General features: G+C 46.0%; 19 protein-coding genes and 1 other RNA gene. 3 read left to right on the forward strand and 17 right to left on the reverse strand.

Annotation, left to right across the window (positions count from 1 at the left end; translation table 11 throughout):
- The first annotated feature begins 197 nt into the window (after positions 1-197).
- Positions 198-1568, forward strand: a complete 1371-nt coding sequence (locus tag FTX54_RS13845; protein ID WP_147804323.1) for a dipeptidase — start codon at positions 198-200, stop codon at positions 1566-1568.
- A 248-nt stretch (positions 1569-1816) separates the two neighbouring features.
- On the opposite strand, the gene FTX54_RS13850 is transcribed toward FTX54_RS13845, so the two are convergent.
- Positions 1817-2398, reverse strand: coding sequence for a class I SAM-dependent methyltransferase (locus FTX54_RS13850; RefSeq protein WP_147804324.1), 582 nt, complete (start codon positions 2396-2398; stop codon positions 1817-1819).
- A gap of 655 nt (positions 2399-3053) precedes the next feature.
- The gene (locus FTX54_RS13855) at positions 3054-4514 is read right to left on the reverse strand and encodes a nicotinate phosphoribosyltransferase (RefSeq protein ID WP_147804325.1); all 1461 of its coding nucleotides are present in this window, start codon (positions 4512-4514) and stop codon (positions 3054-3056) included.
- Positions 4515-4863: 349 nt separating this feature from the next.
- Between FTX54_RS13855 and FTX54_RS13860 the strand changes: the two genes are divergently transcribed.
- A complete protein-coding gene (locus FTX54_RS13860) occupies positions 4864-4986 on the forward strand; it encodes a hypothetical protein (protein ID WP_281285254.1) in 123 nt (40 codons plus the stop codon).
- A 187-nt stretch (positions 4987-5173) separates the two neighbouring features.
- On the opposite strand, the gene ssrA is transcribed toward FTX54_RS13860, so the two are convergent.
- The 15 genes from ssrA to rpoN all read right to left on the reverse strand — a co-directional run bounded on the left by ssrA (position 5174) and on the right by rpoN (position 20708).
- Positions 5174-5540, reverse strand: a transfer-messenger RNA (tmRNA) gene (gene ssrA / locus FTX54_RS13865).
- 79 nt (positions 5541-5619) lie between these two features.
- A complete protein-coding gene (gene smpB, locus FTX54_RS13870; RefSeq protein WP_147804326.1) occupies positions 5620-6090 on the reverse strand; it encodes an SsrA-binding protein SmpB in 471 nt (156 codons plus the stop codon).
- Between the two features lie 86 nt (positions 6091-6176).
- Positions 6177-8510 (reverse strand): ribonuclease R, encoded by a 2334-nt coding sequence (rnr, locus tag FTX54_RS13875; RefSeq protein ID WP_147804327.1) that lies wholly within the window; start codon positions 8508-8510, stop codon positions 6177-6179.
- Positions 8511-8553: 43 nt separating this feature from the next.
- Entirely contained in the window at positions 8554-9300 is a 747-nt protein-coding gene (locus FTX54_RS13880; RefSeq protein WP_147804389.1) for an alpha/beta hydrolase, read from the reverse strand.
- Complete coding sequence (locus FTX54_RS13885) at positions 9266-10030, reverse strand: alpha/beta hydrolase (RefSeq protein ID WP_147804390.1); 765 nt, start codon at positions 10028-10030, stop codon at positions 9266-9268. Before FTX54_RS13885 ends, FTX54_RS13880 begins: the two co-directional genes overlap by 35 nt.
- Before the next feature lie 144 nt (positions 10031-10174).
- On the reverse strand, positions 10175-10405 hold the full coding sequence (secG, locus tag FTX54_RS13890; RefSeq protein WP_147804328.1) for a preprotein translocase subunit SecG: 231 nt from the start codon (positions 10403-10405) through the stop codon (positions 10175-10177).
- Between the two features lie 81 nt (positions 10406-10486).
- A complete protein-coding gene (locus tag FTX54_RS13895) occupies positions 10487-11539 on the reverse strand; it encodes a Gfo/Idh/MocA family protein (protein ID WP_246125651.1) in 1053 nt (350 codons plus the stop codon).
- Between the two features lie 119 nt (positions 11540-11658).
- Positions 11659-12942: a phosphopyruvate hydratase gene (gene eno / locus FTX54_RS13900; protein WP_147804329.1), complete on the reverse strand. Its 1284-nt coding sequence runs from the start codon at positions 12940-12942 to the stop codon at positions 11659-11661.
- A gap of 30 nt (positions 12943-12972) precedes the next feature.
- Positions 12973-14511 carry a 2,3-bisphosphoglycerate-independent phosphoglycerate mutase gene (gpmI, locus tag FTX54_RS13905; protein WP_147804330.1) on the reverse strand — a complete coding sequence of 513 codons (1539 nt, stop codon included), beginning with the start codon at positions 14509-14511 and terminating at the stop codon, positions 12973-12975.
- Complete coding sequence (tpiA, locus tag FTX54_RS13910) at positions 14504-15262, reverse strand: triose-phosphate isomerase (RefSeq protein WP_147804331.1); 759 nt, start codon at positions 15260-15262, stop codon at positions 14504-14506. The genes gpmI and tpiA overlap by 8 nt, the downstream gene beginning before the upstream one ends.
- Positions 15263-15289: 27 nt before the next feature.
- Positions 15290-16474 carry a phosphoglycerate kinase gene (locus FTX54_RS13915; RefSeq protein ID WP_147804332.1) on the reverse strand — a complete coding sequence of 395 codons (1185 nt, stop codon included), beginning with the start codon at positions 16472-16474 and terminating at the stop codon, positions 15290-15292.
- Positions 16475-16832: 358 nt separating this feature from the next.
- Positions 16833-17843: a type I glyceraldehyde-3-phosphate dehydrogenase gene (gene gap / locus FTX54_RS13920; protein WP_147804333.1), complete on the reverse strand. Its 1011-nt coding sequence runs from the start codon at positions 17841-17843 to the stop codon at positions 16833-16835.
- A 115-nt stretch (positions 17844-17958) separates the two neighbouring features.
- Positions 17959-18984, reverse strand: a complete 1026-nt coding sequence (locus tag FTX54_RS13925) for a sugar-binding transcriptional regulator (RefSeq protein ID WP_147804334.1) — start codon at positions 18982-18984, stop codon at positions 17959-17961.
- A 156-nt stretch (positions 18985-19140) separates the two neighbouring features.
- Positions 19141-19374, reverse strand: a complete 234-nt coding sequence (locus FTX54_RS13930) for a glutaredoxin family protein (protein ID WP_147804335.1) — start codon at positions 19372-19374, stop codon at positions 19141-19143.
- Positions 19375-19385: 11 nt separating this feature from the next.
- Positions 19386-20708, reverse strand: a complete 1323-nt coding sequence (gene rpoN, locus FTX54_RS13935; RefSeq protein WP_147804336.1) for an RNA polymerase factor sigma-54 — start codon at positions 20706-20708, stop codon at positions 19386-19388.
- 384 nt (positions 20709-21092) lie between these two features.
- Here rpoN and clpP point away from each other — a divergent pair, with 384 nt between their 5' ends.
- Positions 21093-21683 (forward strand): ATP-dependent Clp endopeptidase proteolytic subunit ClpP, encoded by a 591-nt coding sequence (clpP, locus tag FTX54_RS13940; RefSeq protein ID WP_147804337.1) that lies wholly within the window; start codon positions 21093-21095, stop codon positions 21681-21683.
- Positions 21684-22711: the final 1028 nt, after the last annotated feature.

Here is a 22711-nt window from a genome sequence, read left to right on the forward strand (position 1 = left end):
TCGTCATCCTTTCCTGCGTTCGGTCAATTTTCAAGCTTCAGCTATAACTTATATCTTAACGACTTTTACACGTTGACGCAATGAGTTTTCAGAATTCACTTGTAATTCAAGCATTGGAATATTGATATTTGCACCCGCTTCAAAGCAGGGTTAAACTAATCATGTAGGAAAATTTGTCCAAGAAGGAGTGAAGCTTGATGAGTAAGGCTGTTCAGGAATATCTGCAGAAAAACGAGGAGCGTCTATTACATAAGCTGAGTGATTTTTTAGCTATTAAAAGTGTGAGTACAGATCCAGAAAAAAAAGACAATATGGAAGAGGCTGTCGATTTCCTCATTAATTATATGAAGGAAATAGGCTTTGACACTGTGGAACGCAGGGAAACGGGAGGACATCCCCTTGTGTATGCAGAGTACATGCAGGCCGAAGGGGCTCCGACTGCGCTGTTTTACGGTCATTATGACGTTCAGCCTGCCGATCCCTACGAACTTTGGGAAACCGAGCCGTTCACCCCGACCATCCGGGACGGGAAGATTTTCGCCCGGGGTGCAAGTGATGACAAGGGACAGGTCTTCATGCACCTTGCCGTTTTTGAAGCTATGATGAACACCGAAGGAAAACTCCCCCTGAACGTAAAGGTAGTTATCGAAGGCGAAGAAGAAATCGGCAGTGAACATCTGTACAGCTTTCTTCACGATAATCAGGAACTATTGAAAGCAGACTTCTCATTAATTTCCGATTCCGGGATGGTGGACAAAGGAATTCCGACCATCCTTTACGGATTAAAAGGTTTCACCGGCCTGGAGCTTAAAGTACGCGGCCCTGGACGGGATCTTCATTCCGGTCTATACGGCGGTGCCGTGAAAAATCCTGCTATGGCACTCGCCCAGCTGCTGGCTTCTATGAAAAACGAAGAAGAAGTCATTACCGTCCCTGGTTTCTATGACGGAGTAGAAGAGCTCCCGGAAGAAGAACGAAAATTGATGAATGAGGCTCCGGGAGAAGACTACCCTGTAACGACAGGTATTCCGGAAACGGCATCGGAAAAAGGCTATACCGCAAAAGAACATACGATGGCACGACCGACACTCGAAGTGAACGGCATGTTCGGGGGCTATCAGGGGGAAGGGACGAAAACGATCATACCCGCTGAAGCAACAGCGAAACTCACCTGCCGCCTTGTGCCTGGACAGGACCCGAAAGATGTTCAGGACAAACTGGTTGATTTCATTAACAATAATACGCCTAAAGGGGTCATTGTCGACGTCAAAAGAGAAGCACTTTCTGCAAAAGCATATAAAGTCGACCCGGGCCATCCGCTGCTTCGAAAAGCGGCAGAAAGCTACAGCGAAGCTTTTGGATCAGAAACAGTCTTTGTAAGACTCGGGGGCTCGATCCCTGTCGTGGAAACGATAGACAGTCTTTTCGGTATTCCCGTCGTACTTCTCGGCTTCGGTACACCAGAAGACAATCTTCATTCTCCTAATGAGAGCTTTCCGCTTGAGCATTTTGCTAAAGGTATGGACGTACTCACCCGTTTTTACAATAACGCCGCGGTCAATAAATAATAATAAAGGCTGTCTCAAAAGGTATATTGAGACAGCCTTTAAAGCGTGCGGAGCCGGACAAGGTGTTAAAAAGCCAGTTAGACAAATCCCCGTCTAACTGGCTTTTGTCCGTTCGAAGCCGTGCCCCTGTCCTTATGGGACAGCCCCTTTTGTTTACCGGCATTACAGCAGTTTTTTTCTTCCAAAAGGATACCTTGAGAGCGCTGCCTCGCAAGAAACAGTTCTCTAATAAACTTCCTAATAAAAGCCTACGGAGATCCTGCCATTTCTTTTTTCAATTCCACCCAGAAAACGTCCTGACGAATCTCTGTATGAACAACTGAAAACTCCGCAGCTGCAGCATCCTTTTGAACTTCTTCTGCCTCTAACCGCTCATGCTGCGGCGGGCCAAGCTCTCTTACTTTCTCTCCCCAGTCGGCGATTACCGCCCTTCCTCCGGGACGGAGAATCCTTTTTATCTCCTGAAGCACTTTTACGGGATAGTCAACTTCATGATAAACAAAGGCAAACAACACCGCGTCCTGGGAATTATCATCCAGAGGAATATCTTCTGCTGTTCCTCCTATATAAGTGATATTATTTATATCTGCCTGTTCTGCACGCAGTCTGAGCATTTCGAGCATTCTTGGTTCAATATCCATCGCGTTAACCCGAGCAGCCCGGGAAGCAAGAGGAATGGAAAAATAGCCATTGCCTGCTCCGATATCCGCGATAGTGCCTCCAAACCCAGGAAGAAGCAGATTCACAATCTCCTCTGCTCTTAGTATTTCTCTTCGGGCTGGATCGATCAATTTATCAGCGTGCTTAGCTGCAAAACGTTTTCCTTGCATACAAATTCATCCTTTCTTTCACTTGAATTGCGATTCTTTCCCGTATTTTTACGACGGAGTTTCGGGACCATCGTATTTATTGGAACTTGTGTTATTTTTTCGTAATAAGAACTTCTTCCGGCATGCTCATCATTTTTACTGCAGGGAACTTTTGTTTATAATTCTCTGTCTCTTAAAAGAAGCTTACAGCAATAAAATAGCGCCGCTTAGTAATATGCGCTGTAAAAGGAATCAGACAAACGCCTTAATATACTATTACCCGTATATGTATTTAAAGAAACGCAGTTTTCTATATAAGATGAACAAATGATTTCGAAAAGTTTGTTTCTTCATCTAAATGCAGAAGTGGCTTCGTTTATGGATTAGATATATTCCAACAGTAACAAAACACATTCTGCAGCGTCATTAGTGAATAACGCCTTCTCACGGAATGGGGCAGTTCCGCGGCGATAGAGGACGAAACGAAGATTTGTTCAGCAGGGAGGGTGCAATTAGCTGCAGCCGTCCCTGCTCCCCACATGCAAACGATTGATACAGGTTGAGAAGCGGAAACGTTAAAATTTAAGTTCATCTTATATAACCTTTAATTATCGAATGTACCATTGTGCTTTTTGTAGAAGTATGGAAATGCCGTAACGACTTTACGAAAGCCCACTCAGGACTGCTGCTTTAAAAAATGGCTGCGCATTTCTTCGATCATTTTATGTTTCAGCCTCCACAGGTCTGCGGAAAGATCGACATAATATACCTGGGGATTCTTTTTTCTTTTATGTTCTTCCCAAAAACGGCTTAAGGCTGTTTCTCTATAGCTTCTTATTTCTTCTATTTCGGGTCTTGAAATTATTCTTTTTCCTTTATTTATTACTTTTTCCTGCAGTTCAATTGCTTCGAAATCCTCTACTGTTTTTTGCTTCCACGTATTTACCGGATCAAACAGCAGGAGATTTCGTCCTTTCTCGGGAACCCTTTCATCAGCAAGAGTGATGTAATCCCCTTCGACCCGGCCTGTCCTGCTGTTAATAATTCGATACGGCTTCTTTCTGCCGGGAGTAATTATTTTTTCTATGTTATCCGACAGTTTTATTCTCGGATTTCTTTTCCCCTGCGCTTCCACTTCTACGAGTTTATAGACTCCTCCTAAAGAAGGCTGATCAAATGCTGTAATCAGCTTTGTTCCAACGGCGTACATATCTATAGCCGCTCCTTGATTTTCCAGTTCGGCTATAATGTATTCATCCAAATCTCCAGAGGCCGCTATTTTAATATCCGGAAATCCGCTCCTGTCCAGCATTTTTCGTGCCTCTTTAGACAAGTAGGCCATATCCCCACTGTCCAGCCTGATCCCATCCACGGTCTTCCCCCGTTCTTTCAGCTTTTCAGCTGTTTTCACCGCATTCGGCACCCCGCTTCTTAGGGTATTATACGTGTCGACAAGGAGTACGACGTTCCCTTCATTTTCTTCAGCATACGCCATAAACGCCTGCTCTTCTTTCTCAAAACTTTGAACAAATGCATGAGACATCGTGCCGAAAACCGGTAGCTTGAATTTATTTCCTGCCTTTACCAGCGACGTCCCGTCCATTCCTCCTATGCAGGCAGCTCTCGCTCCGTATAAGGACGCCTGAGGGCCGTGACCTCTTCTCGCTCCAAAATCAACCGTTGTCTTTTTACCGGTTATCTGTTTAATTCTGGACGCTTTCGTAGCAATCAGCGTCTGGTGATTGAAAATATTTAAAAGAGCTGTTTCAATCAGCAGGGCTTCGACGATCCGGGCTTCTACCGTTAATACCGGTGCATTTGGAAAGATAATCTCTCCCTCCCTCATCGAATAAACATCCCCGGTAAAACGAAAGTTTCTTAAAAGTTCTGTAAATTTTTTCTTGAAGCCAAGGGACTCAAGATACGCTATGTCTTCCTCTGAAAAAGCAAGTTCCGTTAAATAGTCTATTATCTGTTCGAGTCCGGCATAAACAGCGTACCCATTTCCAAATGGAAGGCTGCGAAAAAACATGTCAAATACTACTTTCTGATCCTGAAGACCTTTTTGCACATAAGTCTGCATCATTGTCAGCTGGTAAAGATCTGTATGAAGAGCCATATTTCTAAACGAACTCATTCGTCCAGCTCCCTTCTGTAGATATTTAACTGTTTTCCCCAATGCTTTTCTTTCAGGATGCTTCAAGACTTTTTAGATGTTTTTACTATTATACTACATAAATATGGATTTTATGATCTTATTCTGGATATTCAGGCAGGAGCAGAGGGTATACGGGGAAATTTTCTTTATGAAAATATTATTAAAAGGCACTTGTCTGTCGTTTCTTTCTTTTTGACTGTGTTAAAGCTTTAATAGAGACACTCATGCAAAATCCTTGCACCATGAGGTATGAAAATGGCCTTCTATATGACTGAACCTTCTTCTTTATACACTTGGAATCAATGATGTTCAGGAAGGGGGATTCTCTGTGAGAAGGCAGATGCGGCTCGGTCTTTTTTTCCGTAAGCTGAAGTGGACATGGGGCGACTCCGAGGCGATCAAGGACGAGCTGAAGATCCATTCCTGTCGACCGTGGGGAGGAAGGGATTAGCTGAGGCCGGCCCTGCGCCCCCATAGAAACGAAGACGCACGCTTATCTATTTTATTTTCAAGGCAGCCTTCTTTTTATCGGATGAGGTTTTTTTATCCTTTTTATGCCCTCGTAATATTTCTGTGCTGAAGCCTGTACCTTTTCTTCAAGGTATAGAAGACATAAAAAAACCACCATAGCATATGTATGGTGGAGACGGCGGGAATCGAACCCGCGTCCAGGGATAACGTGCCTTACGCTTCTACGAGCGTAGTCAGCTTATTATAATTCGCCGATACGTCAGCCAACTGACAGGCTTCCGTATGGCTAACCTGATTAATCTCTTCAGAGCTTCCTCAGGTGGAGGAACCTCTGCGTATCCCACTTAGAGTGAGTCCCTGAATCCTCCACATGGGCGATGGAGGGAGGAACCGCAAGCAGGGTTGTTACGCCGCTGCTAGTGCGAAGTTATCTTCTTGTTTGCCAACTATAGGCGTGTGAGCGTTTTTACGAGGACACTCAGCTCGACTCGCCACGTAAGGCCGACCTATCCCTGTCGAATCCAGAACGTCCCCGGAAAATGAGAACGTCAAGGAATAAAATGTCCTTAACGGTACTATTTATTATAACATATTTGTATATACAGTCAATAAATCAACGTCCGAGCTGGGCATCTTTTATTGCCCGCTGTACTTCACGCTTCGCATCTTTACGCTTCAGGTCTTCCCGCTTATCATATTTCTTCTTTCCTTTACCAAGTCCGATCAACACTTTAGCCACACCGTTTTTAATATAAATTTTCAATGGGACGAGCGTATAGCCGGATTGTTTTGTGAGGCCTATCAACTTGTTGATCTGCTTGCGGTGGAGAAGAAGCTTACGTGCTCTTACCGGATCGTGGTTATGACGGTTGCCCTGTTCATATTCGCTTATATGCATATTATGAATCCACACTTCCCCATTGGAAACACGGGCGAAGGACTCCTTTAAATTCACCCGCCTGTTGCGGATGGATTTAATTTCTGTCCCCGTAAGCACCATGCCGGCTTCGTACGTTTCTTCAATGTGGTATTCATGGTTTGCTTTTCTGTTCTGTGCTAGTGGTCTGCTTAATTCCTTGGCCATTGGCAGTGCATCCTTTCCGTTCTATGTCCCTGCTTTTGAGCGCAGAATCCCGCAGCCCCGGCAAATCAGAGCCGGGGCTTGCGATCTTATTTTCGCTTCTTCGCCTTGCTGCGCTGCTTTTTAGGCAGGTTTTCATAAAACGCTTTTTTCTTTTTCTTTTTATCCCCTTTAGCATCTTTCTGTTTAAGATCGATGCCTTTTTTCTTTCCTTTACTGCTTCCGGGTTTTCCGCCTTTGTTGTCTTTTGGTGTTTCAATTACCCGCGGTTTATCTTTTTTACGTACTTTACGAGGCTTCATACCGATAATTTCAAAATCAATAATCCGTTCCTCCACGTTCACTTTGGCCACCCGCACTTCTGTTTCATCACCGATGCGGAACGTATTGCCTGTTCGTTCTCCGATCATCGTGAAATGCTTTTCGTCGAAGCGGTAGTAATCGTCTGTCAAATAACTGACGTGAACGAGCCCTTCGATCGTGTTTGGAAGTTTTATGAACAATCCAAAGTTTGTTACACCACTGATAATCCCTGTATATTCTTCGCCTACTTTGTCTTCCATAAACTGAACTTTTTTCAGTTCATCTGTTTCTCTTTCGGCATCCTCAGCGCGGCGCTCCATCTCGGACGTATGCTTGGAAATTTCCGGGAGCTTCTCTTCCCATTTTTCGATCGTCTGCTTTTTTGTATTTCCATCAATTAAATACGTGCGGATTAGACGATGAACAATTAAATCCGGATAACGGCGGATAGGTGACGTGAAGTGCGTATAGAAATCCGCGGAAAGACCGAAATGGCCTACGTTGTTCGGATCGTATTTGGCCTGCTTCAGGGAGCGTAGCATCATGGTGTTGATGACTGCTTCTTCTGATTCTCCGCGAACACTTTCAAGAAGTTTCTGCAGTGACTGCGGATGAACCGTATTTGCCGTACCTTTAACCACATAGCCGAAATTCGTGACGAATTCTAGAAACTGTGTCAGTTTGGCTTCATCCGGCTCTTCGTGGATCCGGTAAATGAACGGCAGCTTAAGCCAGTGGAAATGCTCAGCAATCGTTTCATTGGCTGCGAGCATAAATTCCTCGATCAGCTTTTCTGCCACGCTTCGTTCCCGTAGCACGACGTCTGTAGGATTACTGTCTTCGTCAACGAGCACTTGAGCTTCTTTGAAATCAAAGTCAATTGCTCCACGGTCAAACCGCTTTTTGCGGAGAATCGAAGCGAGTGTTTCCATGTCTTTGAAGAAAGGCACAAGTGATTCATAGCGCTTTGTAACTTCTTCATCTTCTTCCTGCAGAATTTTTCGGACGTCTGTATACGTCATTCTTTCATTGGTACGGATTACACTTTCAAAAATGTCGTGGTTGACGACTTCTCCTCGAGGGGAAATCTCCATTTCACAGGAAAGTGTCAGGCGGTCCACCTGCGGATTCAACGAACAGATGCCGTTTGAAAGCCGATGAGGGATCATCGGGATGACCCGGTCTACGAGATAACAGCTTGTCGCCCGATCGTATGCTTCCTTATCAATCGGAGAGCCTTCTTTCACATAATGGGTAACGTCGGCAATGTGGACGCCAAGCACAAAGTTGCCATTGTCGAGGCGTTTTACCTGCACCGCATCATCCAGGTCCTTTGCATCTGCTCCATCGATAGTGACGATCGTTTCTTCTCTCAAATCCCTGCGTCCTTCGCGGTCTTTTCCGGAAATTTCATCCGGCACACCTTCTGCCTGCTGGACGGCTTCTTCCGGAAAATCTCCCGGCAGACCGTGTTTGTGGATGACCGAAATAATATCGACGCCCGGGTCGTTTTTGTGGCCGAGTATTTTGGAAACATGTCCTTCAGCGTTCATGCGGCCTTCCGGATATTTAGTAATTTCTACGACGACTTTATGTCCGTCTACTGCACCGAGCGTCTGGTTTTTGGGGATGAAAATGTCCGTCGGGATTCTTTTGTCATCCGGTACGACAAAACCGTACAGCTTATCATCTTTAAAGATTCCAACCGTCTGGGTCGTTCCTCTTTCCAAAATGCGGATGATAGTTCCTTCCGGACGTGCTCCTCCTGATTCAGACTGCAGACGGAGAAGAACCTTATCCTTATTCATTGCCCCGTTTAATTCTCCGGGGGCCACAAATACATCTTCCTCCTGGTCATCCGTTTTAATAAAAGCAAAGCCTTTCGGATGCATAATAACTTCTCCGCGAAGAAGGTTCATTCTCTGAGGAATTCCGTAACGGTTCGTTCTAGTACGGACAACCTCGCCTTCTTCTTCCAGTTCATTTAGTAATTTCATAACTTCTTTAAAACGGGCCGGGTCTTCCAGTCCGATTGATTCTTCCATATCTTTCATTGTGAGCGGCTTGTCCGCTTCTTTAATAGTTGCCATAATGAGGTCTTTTGTCAGTTCCTGCATCATTGGTCTCCTTTCTGTTTTACGAGACCTTTCATGAGTACGATTATTATTCGCTCCAGTCCAGTTCTTCGAGAAATTCATAAATGTCCTCATGCAGCTGGTCTCGTTCTTTATCTAATGTTATGACGTGGCCTGATTCTTCATACCACTTAAGATGTTTTTGGTCCGTTTCCACTGCTTCGTAAATTATTTCCGCACTTCTTTTATCGATCACATCATCTTTACTTCCCTGAGCTACAAATGTCGGGGCATAAATCGTATCAATGTTTTTGCGTACTTCTTTGTTCATTTCAATCAGCTTTCGGATCGTTTCCATCTGTGTTCCGTCAAAAGCTTTCATTTCTGTTTCTATTTCTTCTTCAGACTTCTGTTCATGTTTCTTGTACTTACGGGCATATTCTGCCACACCCGTACGCAGTTTTTCTTCATCCTGCGCAATCATCGGTGAACACATCGTGAATATCCCTTTAACAGGGACCGTGTAACCAAGCTTTAACGAATATACGCCCCCCAGAGAAAGTCCTCCAACAGCGATTTCCTCATAGCCGAGTTCCTTCAAATGGTTATAAGCAGCCTGCACATCTTCCCACCAGTCTTCGGGGCCGGACTGCACAAGTTCTTCGGGAGGCACCCCGTGTCCTTTCATGTGCGGCGCATGGGACGTATACCCTTTTTTCTGCAAATAACGTCCGAGCATGCGGGTATCAGCGGAATTTCCTGTAAATCCATGGAGAAGCAGAACCGCCCGGGGGCCTGCTTCAAATGTGAATGGTTTCGGTTGTGCTATTTTCATCATGACTGAGTCGACTCCTTCTGCCTGGGTTTTTATCGTTTTCAGGTCCTTTTAAAAAATGGTTCAGTTTTGTCAGGAAAGCCTCTTTCTGGTCTCCGTACCAAATATAATGCTTCGCGTTCTCAAAGAAAAAGATCTGTTTATCCTCAGAACGGATTTTTTCATAAATGTATTCTGCACTTCTTACGGGTACAAGCCCGTCTTTGTCTCCCTGTACAATCAGTGTCGGCACTGTAATATCTTCCAGGGCAAAGCGGAGTTTTTTTACCAGTTTGGCAAATTCCAGTGTCGCAGCGACCGGGGTGCGTTTAATTTTTTCTCTGTAAAAATGGTATACGTCGTTTTGATCCAGTTCCCCGCGGAAACCTTCCAGCACCCATCCTTTTAAATCTTCCGCTATCTGTTTAGGATTCAGATAAAAAACGGCAGAAGAGATGAGAACGAGCTTCGTAATAGGATATTGCGCAGCCAGGTACCCGGCAATAACGCCGCCCATTGAAAAACCGACAACATAAACTTCGTCACACCGCTTCATCAGTTCTTCAAGAGCTACCCGGGCTTTATAAACCCATGTTTTATATTTCGCATCCTTCAGTGATTCTCTCGTACCATCGTGTCCCGGGAGTTCAGGAGTATAAACGAGCCAGGAGTTCTTTTCAAAATGGCTTTGGATATCATAAACTTCTTTTGGTGTACCGGTAAATCCATGTATAATCAAGCATCCAATCATTTTCCTCACCTTTTTTCATCAAAATGAAAACTTCTGTGCTATTTTATTCCCCAAATGAGAGGTCTTTAACCTGCATTCGGGAGAGTTTCGATCAGCATGCAAAAAAGCAGCAGATCTGGTATCTGCTGCTTCAGTCATGAAAAATCACGTAAAGTAACCGAGCCAGAGTGCAAATACGAAAAACAGCACTCCGAGTACGACTGTAACACGGCTTAATACGGCTTCAAGGCCTCTTGCTTTTTGCTTTCCTACCATTTGCTCTGCCCCTCCGGAAATCGCTCCGGACAGGCCGGCACTGCGTCCTGATTGAAGCAGTACAGCGGCAATAAGCAGAATAGCTACAATGACCAGCAATACAGATAGAAGTTGTTCCACCAAATACACCCCTTAATAAAACGATCGTTTATACCTTTTGAAAATATATCACGAATAAGAAATGGTTGCAACTCCTCTTCCTTATAACCCCTTCATGCGTATGGCTTCTTCTCTTGATGCTGATTCGTAAAGTGCATCAATAAGCTGCTGTACATAGGTTCCCTGCCAGGGCTCGCTGACCGGTTTCGCTTTCCCTTCAATCACGTCCAGAATGTGGCTTATCTGACGCTCGTACCCGTCTCTTGGATCGGCTTTCTCCAAAAAGACAGGGGTAATATCAAGCAGCGCCCCGTACTTTTCTCCATACATCCGGAAAGGGGAAAGTTCTGCCCCTCCTTTGTCCCCGAAAAGTTTCACATTGAGGTTCTCTTCCTCTGCTGTGTTAGCTGCATATGACGTCTCCAGTACGAGCGAAACGCCGTGTTCGAAACGGATCATTCCTGCCGCGAGGTCCTCGATTGAAAAAGAGGAGGGATCCCAGCTGCCCAGGAGGCCGACTCCAGGCTTTTTGCCAATCCGCTGATGTGTCACGGCACTTACTTCCACAGGCTTCAGAAAGCCGCTCAAGTAGACTGCCAGATCAAGCATATGCACCCCGATATCAATTAAAGGCCCCCCTCCCTGAAGTTCTTTATCTGTGAAGGCACCCCATCCGGGAATTCCTCTTCTTCTCATCGCCTGCACGTTAATATGATAAATTTCTCCCAGTTCTCCTCCAGCGACAGCCTTTTTTAAAATTTCTGTTTCCTGAGTGTAGCGCTCGTGAAAGCCGTAAAACAGATGCAGACCGGCGGCTGCCGCTGCCTCTTCCATTTTTAGAGCTTCCGCTGCATTGACGGCCGGCGGTTTTTCACAGAGGACGTGACATCCGGCCTGCAGGGCTTTCATTACTCCATCATGATGAAATTTGTTCGGGGTTGCAACAATTACAAGATCCAGATCTTCCATCCGGAGCATCTCTTCTTCGGAAGTGTAGACTCCCGGTACATTAAATGTTTCTGCTGCCATACGGGCCGTTTTTTCCGTGCGTGACGAAACAGATTTAATTACTACCCGGGGATCCTTCTGAAGAACACCCATGTGAGCTTTCTGAGCGATATAACCGGGTCCAATTATTCCAGCGTTGATTGTCAATACAACCCCTCCTCAAAGTCTTTTCCTTATTTTACTAAACTCTTTCCAATTTAGCGACTGCCGGATAAAAGCTGCTAATAAAAAAGCGTCCGGATCGTTGTCCGGACGCTTCAAACATATTACTTATTAAGGTTATAAAAAGCTGTTTTTCCTGCATACTGCCCGACGAACTGAAGCTCGTCTTCAATACGCAGAAGCTGATTATATTTTGCAACGCGGTCCGTACGTGACGGAGCACCCGTTTTGATCTGACCGGCGTTTGTTGCTACAGCGATGTCAGCAATCGTTGCGTCTTCTGTTTCACCGGAACGGTGGGAGATGACGTTCGTATAGCCGGCACGCTTTGCCATTTCGATTGCATCAAACGTTTCTGTAAGCGTACCAATCTGGTTTACTTTAATCAGAATGGAATTGCCGATGCCTTCCTCGATTCCGCGGGAAAGCTTTTCAGTGTTTGTTACAAACAGGTCGTCCCCAACAAGCTGAACTTTGTCTCCAAGACGATCAGTAAGCTTCTTGAATCCTTCCCAGTCGTTTTCGTCAAGGCCGTCTTCGATCGAAATGATCGGATACTTGTCGCAGAGCTCTGCATAAAAGTCGACCATTTCTTCCGATGTTTTCACAACGCCTTCACCTTTGAGGTTGTATTTACCGTCTTCATAAATCTCAGAAGCTGCTACATCCATTGCAAGCTGAATCTCTTCTCCCGGCTTGTAGCCAGCTTTTTCAACTGCTTCAATGATCGTTGCAAGTGCTTCTTCGTTCGACCCAAGGTTCGGCGCAAAGCCGCCTTCGTCGCCTACTGCTGTGTTATACCCTTTGGAACTGAGTACTTTTTTCAGGTTGTGGAAAATTTCCGCACCCATCTGCAGAGCTTCGGAGAACGTATCCGCTCCAACCGGCATGATCATAAATTCCTGGATGTCGACGTTATTGTCTGCGTGCTCTCCGCCGTTCAGGATGTTCATCATAGGAGTTGGAAGCGTCTTGGCATTAAAGCCGCCCAGGTAGACATAGAGAGGTACTCCCAGTGCATCTGCTGCAGCATGCGCAGTAGCCATGGAAACGCCAAGAATAGCGTTTGCCCCCAGCTTTTCCTTGTTTGGTGTTCCGTCAAGGTCAAGCATTAAGTGGTCAATACCGAGCTGATCCAGTGCATCGAAACCGATAAGCTCCGGAGCAATAACGTCATTTACGTTATCGACTGCTTTGGAAACGCCTTTCCCCATCCAGGAGTCGCCTCCGTCACGCAGTTCTACTGCTTCGTACTCTCCTGTAGAAGCTCCGCTTGGTACGATTGCACGGCCGAAAGCGCCGCTTTCTGTATGAACTTCTACCTCTACCGTCGGGTTACCGCGGGAATCGAGAACTTGTCTTGCATATACGTCATTAATAATTGTCATAAAAATCAACACCCTTTCGAATTTGTCTGTTTATTTTTTAATTAAGGATTTTCCTGTCATTTCTTTCGGCTGGTCGACCTTCAACAGTTCCAGAAGTGTTGGTGCAAGATCGCCCAGGACGCCGTCTTCACGGAGCTCCGCTTTTTTATCGGTCACGATCACCGGCACTGGATTCGTCGTGTGAGCTGTCATCGGAGAACCGTCCTCCATCATTAGAACGTCAGCGTTTCCGTGATCGGCCGTAATAATCGTCTTACCGCCTTTTTCTTCGATAAGATCGACAATTTTGCCGAGACACTCATCTACAGCTTCTATCGCTTCTATTGTCGGCTTTACCATACCGGAATGACCGACCATGTCCGGATTCGCGAAATTAAGAATGATTAAATCATGCTTATCTGCTTTAATTTCTTCAAGCAGCGCATCTGTCACTTCATAAGCGCTCATTTCCGGCTTAAGGTCATACGTTGCGACTTTTGGCGAATCAATCAGAACACGTTCTTCTCCAGGGTATTCCTGTTCCCTGCCTCCACTGAAGAAGAAAGTCACGTGCGGATATTTCTCCGTTTCTGCAATGCGGAGCTGCTTTAACCCGGCATTGGAAACGACTTCTCCAAGCACATTTTCCATGCTTGTCGGTTTAAAGGCTACTTTTCCTTGAATAGATTCGCTGAACTGGGTGAGACAGACATAATGCACATTTTTCGGATGGCGCTCCCCGCGTTCAAAGTTAACGAATTCATCTTTTGTAAAAACTTCAGAAATCTGAATTGCCCGGTCGGGACGGAAGTTGAAGAAAATGACTGCGTCATCATCTTTTATCGTTCCGACAGGTGTTTCACCATCTTCCTGGGTAATAATGGAAGGAAGCAGAAATTCATCGTGAATTTCCTTACTGTAGGAAGCTTCAATCGCTTCTTTTGTCGAAGCAAACTTTTCTCCTTCTCCGTAAACCATGGCACGATAGCTTTTTTCTACGCGGTCCCAGCGCTTATCCCGATCCATCGCGTAGTAGCGGCCCTGAACAGTCGCAAGCTGGCCGACACCCAGTTCCTGCATTTTCTGCTCCAGTTGATCCAGGTAGGTCTGGGCTGTCGTCGGGCCGACGTCCCGTCCATCGAGAAAGGCATGGACGAAAACTTTATCCACCTTTTCTTCTTTGGCCATTTCGAGCAGGGCAAACAGATGCTTAATATGACTGTGGATACCGCCATCGGACACAAGCCCGTATAGATGAAGGGCCTTTCCGTTTTTCTTTACATGATCCATGGCAGCTTTGAATTCTTCATTATCAAAAAAGGATTTGTCCTCGATTGCCAGGTTTACACGTGTAAGGCTTTGATAGACGACTCTTCCGGCACCGATATTCAAGTGTCCTACTTCCGAGTTGCCCATCTGGCCTTCCGGCAGGCCTACTGCCAGACCGCAGGCCTGAAGTGTGGCATGCGGGTACGTGTTCCAATAACGGTCGAAATTAGGTTTGTCTGCCTGGGCGACAGCATTGCCCTTCACTTCGTCGCGAAGAGCGAAACCATCGAGAATAATTAACGCTTTAGGTTGTTTACTCATTTCCTGCCTCCGTAAGCTGTAGGAATGAATCGGCTTCGAGACTGGCTCCTCCTACGAGCGCGCCATCGATATCCGATTGTCCAAGGAGCTCTTTAATATTAGCCGGCTTCACACTGCCGCCATACTGAATGCGCACGGCGCCGGCTGTTTCCGTAGTGAATGCCGTTCCGAGCGCTTCCCGGATAACTCCGCACGTTGTGTTCGCATCTTCCGAAGACGCCGTCTTCCCTGTGCCGATTGCCCATACGGGTTCATAGGCAACAACTACGAGTTCCGCCTGTTCTTTCGTCAAATCCTTCAAGCCCTCTTTTACCTGGCGGGTGACAACGTCATTTGTTTTGTTGGATTCGCGCTCATCAAGCGTTTCCCCTACACAGACGATCGGTGTCAGGCCGTGGTTAATGGCTGCATGAACCTTTTTGTTTACAGACTCATCTGTTTCACCAAACATGTCGCGGCGCTCGGAGTGCCCGATAACAACGTATTCCACACCGAGGTCTTTTAATGCTGCCGGACTCGTTTCACCGGTAAATGCCCCGTTATCTTCAAAGTGCATGTTCTGTGCAGCTATTTTTACGTCTGTTCCTTTTGCTTCCTGCACAAGTGCGTCAAGAAACAGATCAGGTGAACATACAACTGATTCCACTTTATCCGAAGCAGGAACCTTTCCTTTTACTTCCTGAAGAAAAGACACCGCTTCTGATTTTGTTTTGTTCATTTTCCAGTTACCGGCAATAATTGGTTTACGCATAAACAAATTCCTCCTTTAACGTATCGTTTATTTATCGTTAAGTGCTGTCACACCGGGAAGTTCTTTACCTTCAATAAATTCAAGAGAAGCTCCTCCACCGGTGGACATGTGGTCCATTTTGTCGGCATAGCCGAATTTTTCAACCGCAGCAGCAGAGTCTCCTCCGCCGATGACTGTATACGTGCCTTCCGCTTCGGCAAGAGCCTCTGCTACGCCACGGGTTCCTAAAGCGAATTTTTCGAGTTCAAATACGCCCATCGGTCCGTTCCAGATAACGAGCTTGGAATCTCTGACAACGTTTTTGAACGTTTCAATCGTTCTCGGACCGATGTCCAGCGCTTCCCAGTCAGAAGGAATGTCATCGATCGACACTATTTTTGTATTCGCGTGCTCTCCAAAATCATCTGCGACTGTTACATCTTCAGGAAGATAAAGCTTCACACCGTTCTTTTCCGCTTTCTCCATGAATTGTTTCGCAAGATCAATTTTATCTTCTTCAAGAAGGGATTTACCGACTTCAAAGCCTTTTGCTTTCACAAACGTATAAGCAAGACCGCCGCCGATAACCAGGTTGTCTACTTTATCAAGCAGGTTATCGATAACACCGATCTTATCTTTTACTTTCGCTCCGCCTATAATCGCTGTAAAAGGGCGTTCCGGAGATTCCATTGCTTTACCCAGTACGTCAAGCTCTTTCTCCATTAGAAGTCCGGCTGCAGCCGGAATATGTTCCGCAATCCCGGCTGTAGAAGCGTGCGCGCGGTGTGCAGCTCCGAATGCATCATTGACGAACACATCGGCAAGGGAAGCAAACTGTTTCGACAGTCCGCCGTCATTCTTTTCTTCGCCGGCTTCAAAACGGACGTTTTCCAGGAGAATAATTCCCCCTTCTTCCATGTTCTCTACAGCTTTTTTAGGCTCATCCCCGTAAACAGCGTCTGTTTTCCGGACTTCTTTATGAAGCAGATCACTGAGACGCTTTGCTACAGGATCCAGGCGCAGCTCTTCGACTACTTCGCCCTTTGGCCGGCCGAGATGGCTTGCCAGGATAACTTTTGCCCCCTGGTCTGCGAGCAGTTTAATCGTTGGGACTGCCGCACGAATACGGGCATCGTCCGTTACTTCGCCATTTTTCATCGGCACGTTGAAATCAACGCGGCAGAACACGCGTTTTCCTTTTACATCAATATCGCGGATCGATTTTTTGTTCATGAAAATACCTCCTTCAATGATAAGTACATGCGTTACAAGAATGCGTTACGCCTCCTGATTCGCGGTTAATGAGTGAATTACCTTCTCTTCTTACGGTAATTACACAATGTTCTATTGAATTATTAACCAGAAGGCAGCGGGTAAAATCTCACTGCCACAATAGGCTTTACCCTTATCAGCTTCTGATTATTCCCTTTAATCCTGACGTTTTTCTGTCATTTATCAGAGCAGGAAGCCGCTCGCACTAAGCTCGCGGATAATCCCTCCTCCTTTATGAACAGAATTCCAAATAAAAAAGGAGGCAGGACACGGGCCCGCCTCCTAAAGGGTGGTTCAGGATGGTTTTTTTACCTTTTAATTAAACTCCCTGCTTTGCTACGTACTCAACAAGACGTACTACCTGAGCGGAGTAGCCTGTTTCGTTGTCATACCAGGAAATTACTTTTACCATGTTGTCTTCCATTACCATTGTTGAAAGAGCATCGATGGAAGAAGCATACACATTACCATTATAGTCCTTGGAAACAAGCGGCTCTTCGCTGTATCCAAGAATTCCTTTAAGATCGCCTTCAGCAGCTTCTTTAAATGCTGCGTTCACATCGTCAGCTGTTACGTTCTGATCCAGCTCAGCGACAAGGTCAACAAGGGATACGTTTGGAGTCGGCACACGCATCGCTCCACCGTTCAGCTTGCCTTTAAGCTCTGGAAGGACAAGGGATACGGCTTTTGCAGCACCAGTAGATGTTGGAATGATGTTTTCCGCTCCGGCACGGGCACGACGGTAGTCCTTATGAGGTGCATCAAGGATATTCTGGTCGTTCGTGTAAGAGTGAATCGTTGTCATCATGCCGCGCTTCAATCCGAACTTGTCATGAAGAACTTTAGCGAATGGCGCGAGACAGTTTGTTGTACATGACGCGTTTGAGATGACATGATGATTAGCTGCGTCATACTTATCTTCGTTTACACCCATTACAAGCGTAATATCTTCTTCCTGAGCAGGTGCAGAAATAATTACTTTCTTCGCTCCAGCTTCAAGGTGCTTCGCAGCTCCATCACGCTTTGTGAAGATACCAGTAGATTCTACAACGATTTCAGCTCCGAGTTCGCCCCACTTAAGGTCAGCCGGGTCTTTTTCAGCCTGTACTGTAATTTCTTTACCGTCTACTACAAGGTTGTTTCCCTTTACAGACACTTCTACGTCAAGCTCTCCCTGAACAGTGTCATACTTCAGCAGGTGTGCAAGCATGTTTGCATCTGTAAGGTCGTTAACAGCTACAACTTCCACGTTCGGGTTTGCCATTGCCTGACGGAATACTACTCGCCCGATGCGTCCAAAACCGTTAATACCAATCTTTGTTACTGCCATAATAAAATTCCTCCTTAGTATAGGTAAAAAATATATATTTCAAAGGGCAACCCCTTGAATTCGCGTTTTCATCTGACACATGTAATTGTATTTACGAAAAGAAAGCTTTTTAAACTTAAAGTTCGTTTAAAATTGCGTTCGCAGCTCCCTCATCAGTTATCAGCACCTGACTCGGTCCTTTTTTCATGTAGGCTTCAATCGCTTTTCCTTTGGAAGATCCGCCGGCTACAGCGATTATAGATGGAATGTTTTTCATATCTTCCAGCTGCAGGCCGATTGTCAGTACTTTATGAACGATCGTTCCATCTTCATCAAAGTAATAACCAAATGCTTCTGCCATTGCATTGTTTTCTTTTAAATGCTTCATAACACTCACTGGTGTACTTCGGCGTTCCGCCATCGTATGGGCTTCCCCGATTCCGTGAATCACCATTGTTGCTGAATGGATCAGCTTTAAAATGGATTGGACAGAAGGTTCGCTGATAAGAGAGTCATACGCTTCCTTGCTGAGCTGGTCCGGAACGTGGAGCAGCCGGTAAGATCCCATTGCCTTGCGGGCCATAGTTGCACAAATCGTATTGGCCTGGTTTTCCACCTGCTCGCCCAGTCCTCCTCTGGCCGGTACGAATACCGACTCCTTTAAATCAGAATCCGGGACGAGCATTTCCGCTACGGAGGCAATCGATGTTCCTCCCGTGACAGCAATGATATTATCCGCTGCTTTCAGGCGTCTTTTCATTACGCCCACAGCCGCACGGCCAAGCTCTTTTTGTACCCACGGGAATTTGTCGCTGTCCCCGGGAACGACATGAACTTCTTTTACTCCAAGCTTGACCTGAAGATCTTCTTCCATCGTCCGGGTGTCAAACACTTCTTTCATCACCGCTTCCAGCTGGCTGAGAAGAAGGTGTCCTTCTTCTGTAAGCAGCATGCCTGTCGATTGAAACGTGACCAGACCCTGTTCCTTGAGAAACGTAACTTCTCCTCTCAGAACCCTTTCCGACATTTCAAGATTTACGGCGAGTGTCCGCCTTCCAATAGGCTGCATTAACCGTATGTATCTAAGAATCCGGTAACGCATTCCCAGGACTTCAACAAGATCCGGCAGAAGTTTTTTTTGAAGATCGAGAAGCATATTCATGTCATTCTCCTTTATTTCGACTTCCGGGACGTTTTTCGTCCCCAGGAGACAAATTATGTCCCACGAACGCGAAAAAAATTTGCCCCTGCTGGATGTACAAGTGTAGCTCACGTACAACCATATTATAGCAGGGAACTTTTTCATTGGCAAATCATTTTAATAAACGTGCTGGGAGAGTTCTCCGTAAGTCACTATTCCTTCCTGCAGGACCTGCCCGTCTTCATCCGTGATAACCGGGATCCGCAGATGATATTCCTGCAGCCAGTCTTCGTTTTCATGAATATTGCGGATTTCGACTTCAAGCTCCTTTTCTTCCTGAAGCATATGCACTTTCTCCAGCGCCTCATCACAGAGAGAGCAGTTCTCTTTTGTGTAAAAATATATTTTCATGTCTGATCCTCCTATTCAAAGCGTTTCCTCCTTGATGAGGATGCAATATGCATTTCTTCCCGATACTTAGCTACCGTTCGTCTGGAAAGTTCAATATGGTGCTCGTTTTTCAACAGTTCTGAAAGTTTTTGATCTGATAATGGTTTCTTCTTATCTTCAGCATCCAAAAGTCGTTTTAAGTATATTTTTGCCCGTTCGGCAGACTGCCCTTCGCCGGTTTCTTTTCGGATACCTGATTGGAAAAAGTATTTCAGCTCGTATAATCCCCGCGGCGTCTGGACATACTTTCTCGTCGTAGCCCGCGACACCGTCGATTCGTGAATTTCCAGCTTGTCTGCAATCATTTTCAGCGTCAGCGGCTTTGCGAACTCCGGTCCGTATTCCAGAAACTCGTGCTGGTGTTCAACAATTGCCTGTGTAACCTTTAGAATCGTTTCCTGGCGTTGTTCGATGCTTCGGCGGATCCACTGGAACTGCTCCTGTTTCTGCTTTAAATACTGCTGGACTTCTTCATTTTTCTTCTGAAGAAGCTGTTGGTACTGTCTGTTCATAAACATGCGTGGAAGTCCGCTGCTGTTAAGACGGACCGACCACCCTTTTGAAGTTTTTTCTACGAACACTTCCGGAGTCACATATTCGGCCGGTGCCTGATAAAAAACAGCACCGGGCTTTGGATTTAAGGTCTGGATAAAGTCAGCAGCCTGCTGAACATCGGCCGTATCGACTTCTTCCTGCCTGGCGATCTGTTTAAACTGTTTGTCTGCGAGGAGCTGCAGGTGGTTTTCTATAATTCTTTCTGCAAGACGGTCACGTACAGGAGTGCGCTCAAGCTGGAGGAGAAGACATTCCTTTAACGAGCGTGCCCCTACTCCGGCGGGCTCCAGCTGCTGTAAAAGAGCAAGTGCATCCGATACTTTCTCCTCCGGCTCTCCAAGTTCTTCTGCCAGCTCCCTGGTGTCTGCTTCCAGATAGCCGTTTTCATCCGTACTGAGTGCCAGGTAGGATACAGCCGCGTATGTCTCTTTCGACAAAGATAAAACACGAAGCTGGGAAAGAAGATAATCCTGCAGGCCCTCTTCTTTATTTGATAGAAAATCAAGAGGAGTAACGTCCTCCTCCTGAGAAATTCCCGACCGGTGCATTTCTTTAAATTCCACTGATTTTGTTACATCCGGTTCCTTCAGTTCGATCAGGGGATTTTCAAGCTGCTGCTCCTGCAGATATTCCTGTAAATCGTGCACAGAATACTGCAGCATCGTTATCGCCTGGCGCAGTTCATTTGTCATCACGAGCTTCATCGACTGCTGCTGTATAAGATTAAAATCCATGTTCATATCTGTACACCTCTCATCCGTTCCATCCGATTCTTTTATTTTATCATATATGAAGGTAGTTTGAGTTGTAACGGAAACGGTTATCAAAGGTAATAATGCTTCTTATAATTTCAAAAAACTCTGCAGTGGACGATAACCAAGTGGGGAAGCGAATAAGGAAGTTCCTTGAAAAGGTGTTTTATTTTCAAGGAAGCTTTGTAGAAAGGCGGATTTGGAGAGGAAAGCATCGGTATATTTTGAATCGGACGCGAAATAGATAGTGTAAATAGCGGCAAATCATTTGACCTTAATTGACCTTTGACGTTATGATATGTACATACGATGCGCATTTTCAACGCACGTGAAAAAACTTCTCAGCATCAAATATAAGGAGGATTATTACTTATGAACTTAGTACCTACAGTTATTGAACAAACAAACCGTGGTGAGCGTGCTTATGATATTTACTCTCGCCTGCTGAAAGACAGAATTATTATGCTCGGTTCCGGCATTGACGACAACGTAGCAAACTCTATCGTTTCCCAGCTTCTCTTCCTGACAGCTGATGACCCTGATAAAGACATTTCTCTTTATATTAACAGCCCGGGCGGATCTATCACTGCCGGCATGGCTATTTACGATACGATGCAGTTCATTAAGCCGAACGTACAGACAATCTGCATCGGCATGGCAGCTTCTATGGGAGCCTTTCTTCTTGCTGCCGGAGAAAAAGGCAAGCGTTATGCCCTTCCGAACAGTGAAGTAATGATTCATCAGCCGCTTGGAGGTACGCAGGGCCAGGCTTCTGATATCGAAATTCATGCAAAGCGAATTATTGAAATGCGCGAGAAGCTGAATCTTATCCTCGCGGAGCGTACAGGCCAGGACATTGAAACTGTCCGCCGCGATACAGACCGTGACAACTTCATGAGCGCCGAGCAGGCTAAAAAGTACGGCCTCATTGACGAAGTAATGAGTAAATCACAAACCGTTTAATATTTTTTGAGCAGGCTGCCCCAATAAAAATTGGGGCAGCTTTTTTATGCAGCTCTGTTAAACTCTGTCGTTGATATATATAAGAAAACTTCGCTTCAATCCGGCAGGCCTGCCGTGGAGGAGATTTCCAGCTTCCTCAGGCTAACGCCCTGCGGGATCTTTCAATCTCCTTCTTCCACTGGCGTCCGCCGGTTTCCGCTTCGTTTTAATTCTCCCATACAGAAAGCCCGCTGGTTGAATCAAGAAGGTACCAAGGTAGAAACCAGTGCCAGGGCAAGACGCCTGCGGAAAAAGAAAGCGGGAAGATCCTCCCGGACGACAGGGAAGCCGCATGCTTTCTCCGCGGCAGGCGTAAGAGCCGCAGACACTTCAATAACAACACGGAGCTTTAACAGAGACACTCATGCAAAAAGCCTTGCACCATGGGGCATGAAAATGGCCTTCTATAGGAATGGAATTCCCCCCTCTATACACGTTGAATGAAGGATAGTCAGAAGGGGCCTTCTTTATTAAAAGGCCGATCCTGCTCCGTATTTTTACCGGGAGCTGGAGTGGACATGGGGCGGCTCCGGGGCGATCAAGGAAGAGCCGAAGATCCATTCCGCACGACCGCAGGGAGGACGGGATTAGCTGAAGCCGGCCCGCCCGGAAAGCGTCCCCATGGAAACGGAAGCGCACGTTCACCGATTTTCTACTTTATTTTCAAGTTAGCCTTTTATGTATTAATTAAAGACGTTGTTCCTTGTTGTTAATCTGCAGAAGCTAAAAAGCGGGTGTTCTGTAAAACAGGTGCTTTTTCTTTCCTGTGGTCACCGGCGGAAGCTTTCCGAGGGGCTTTTCTTAAGCTGTTTTGTAAGACTCCGGGCTTCTGAAGAAGGATCTTCAGACTCCGCTTTCAAATCCCGCAGAAGTCGCCGCCGTCTGCTTTCGAAAGAAGGGTAATGGTCAGTGGTTTTATTTGGAAGGGGCGGCTGAAAGCAGACAAAAACCCCGCGGTGCTTTATGTACCTGAAACGGGGTTCTTTTCA

Origin of the sequence: Alkalicoccus halolimnae (assembly GCF_008014775.2) — a bacterium.
GTDB lineage: Bacteria > Bacillota > Bacilli > Bacillales > Salisediminibacteriaceae > Alkalicoccus > Alkalicoccus halolimnae.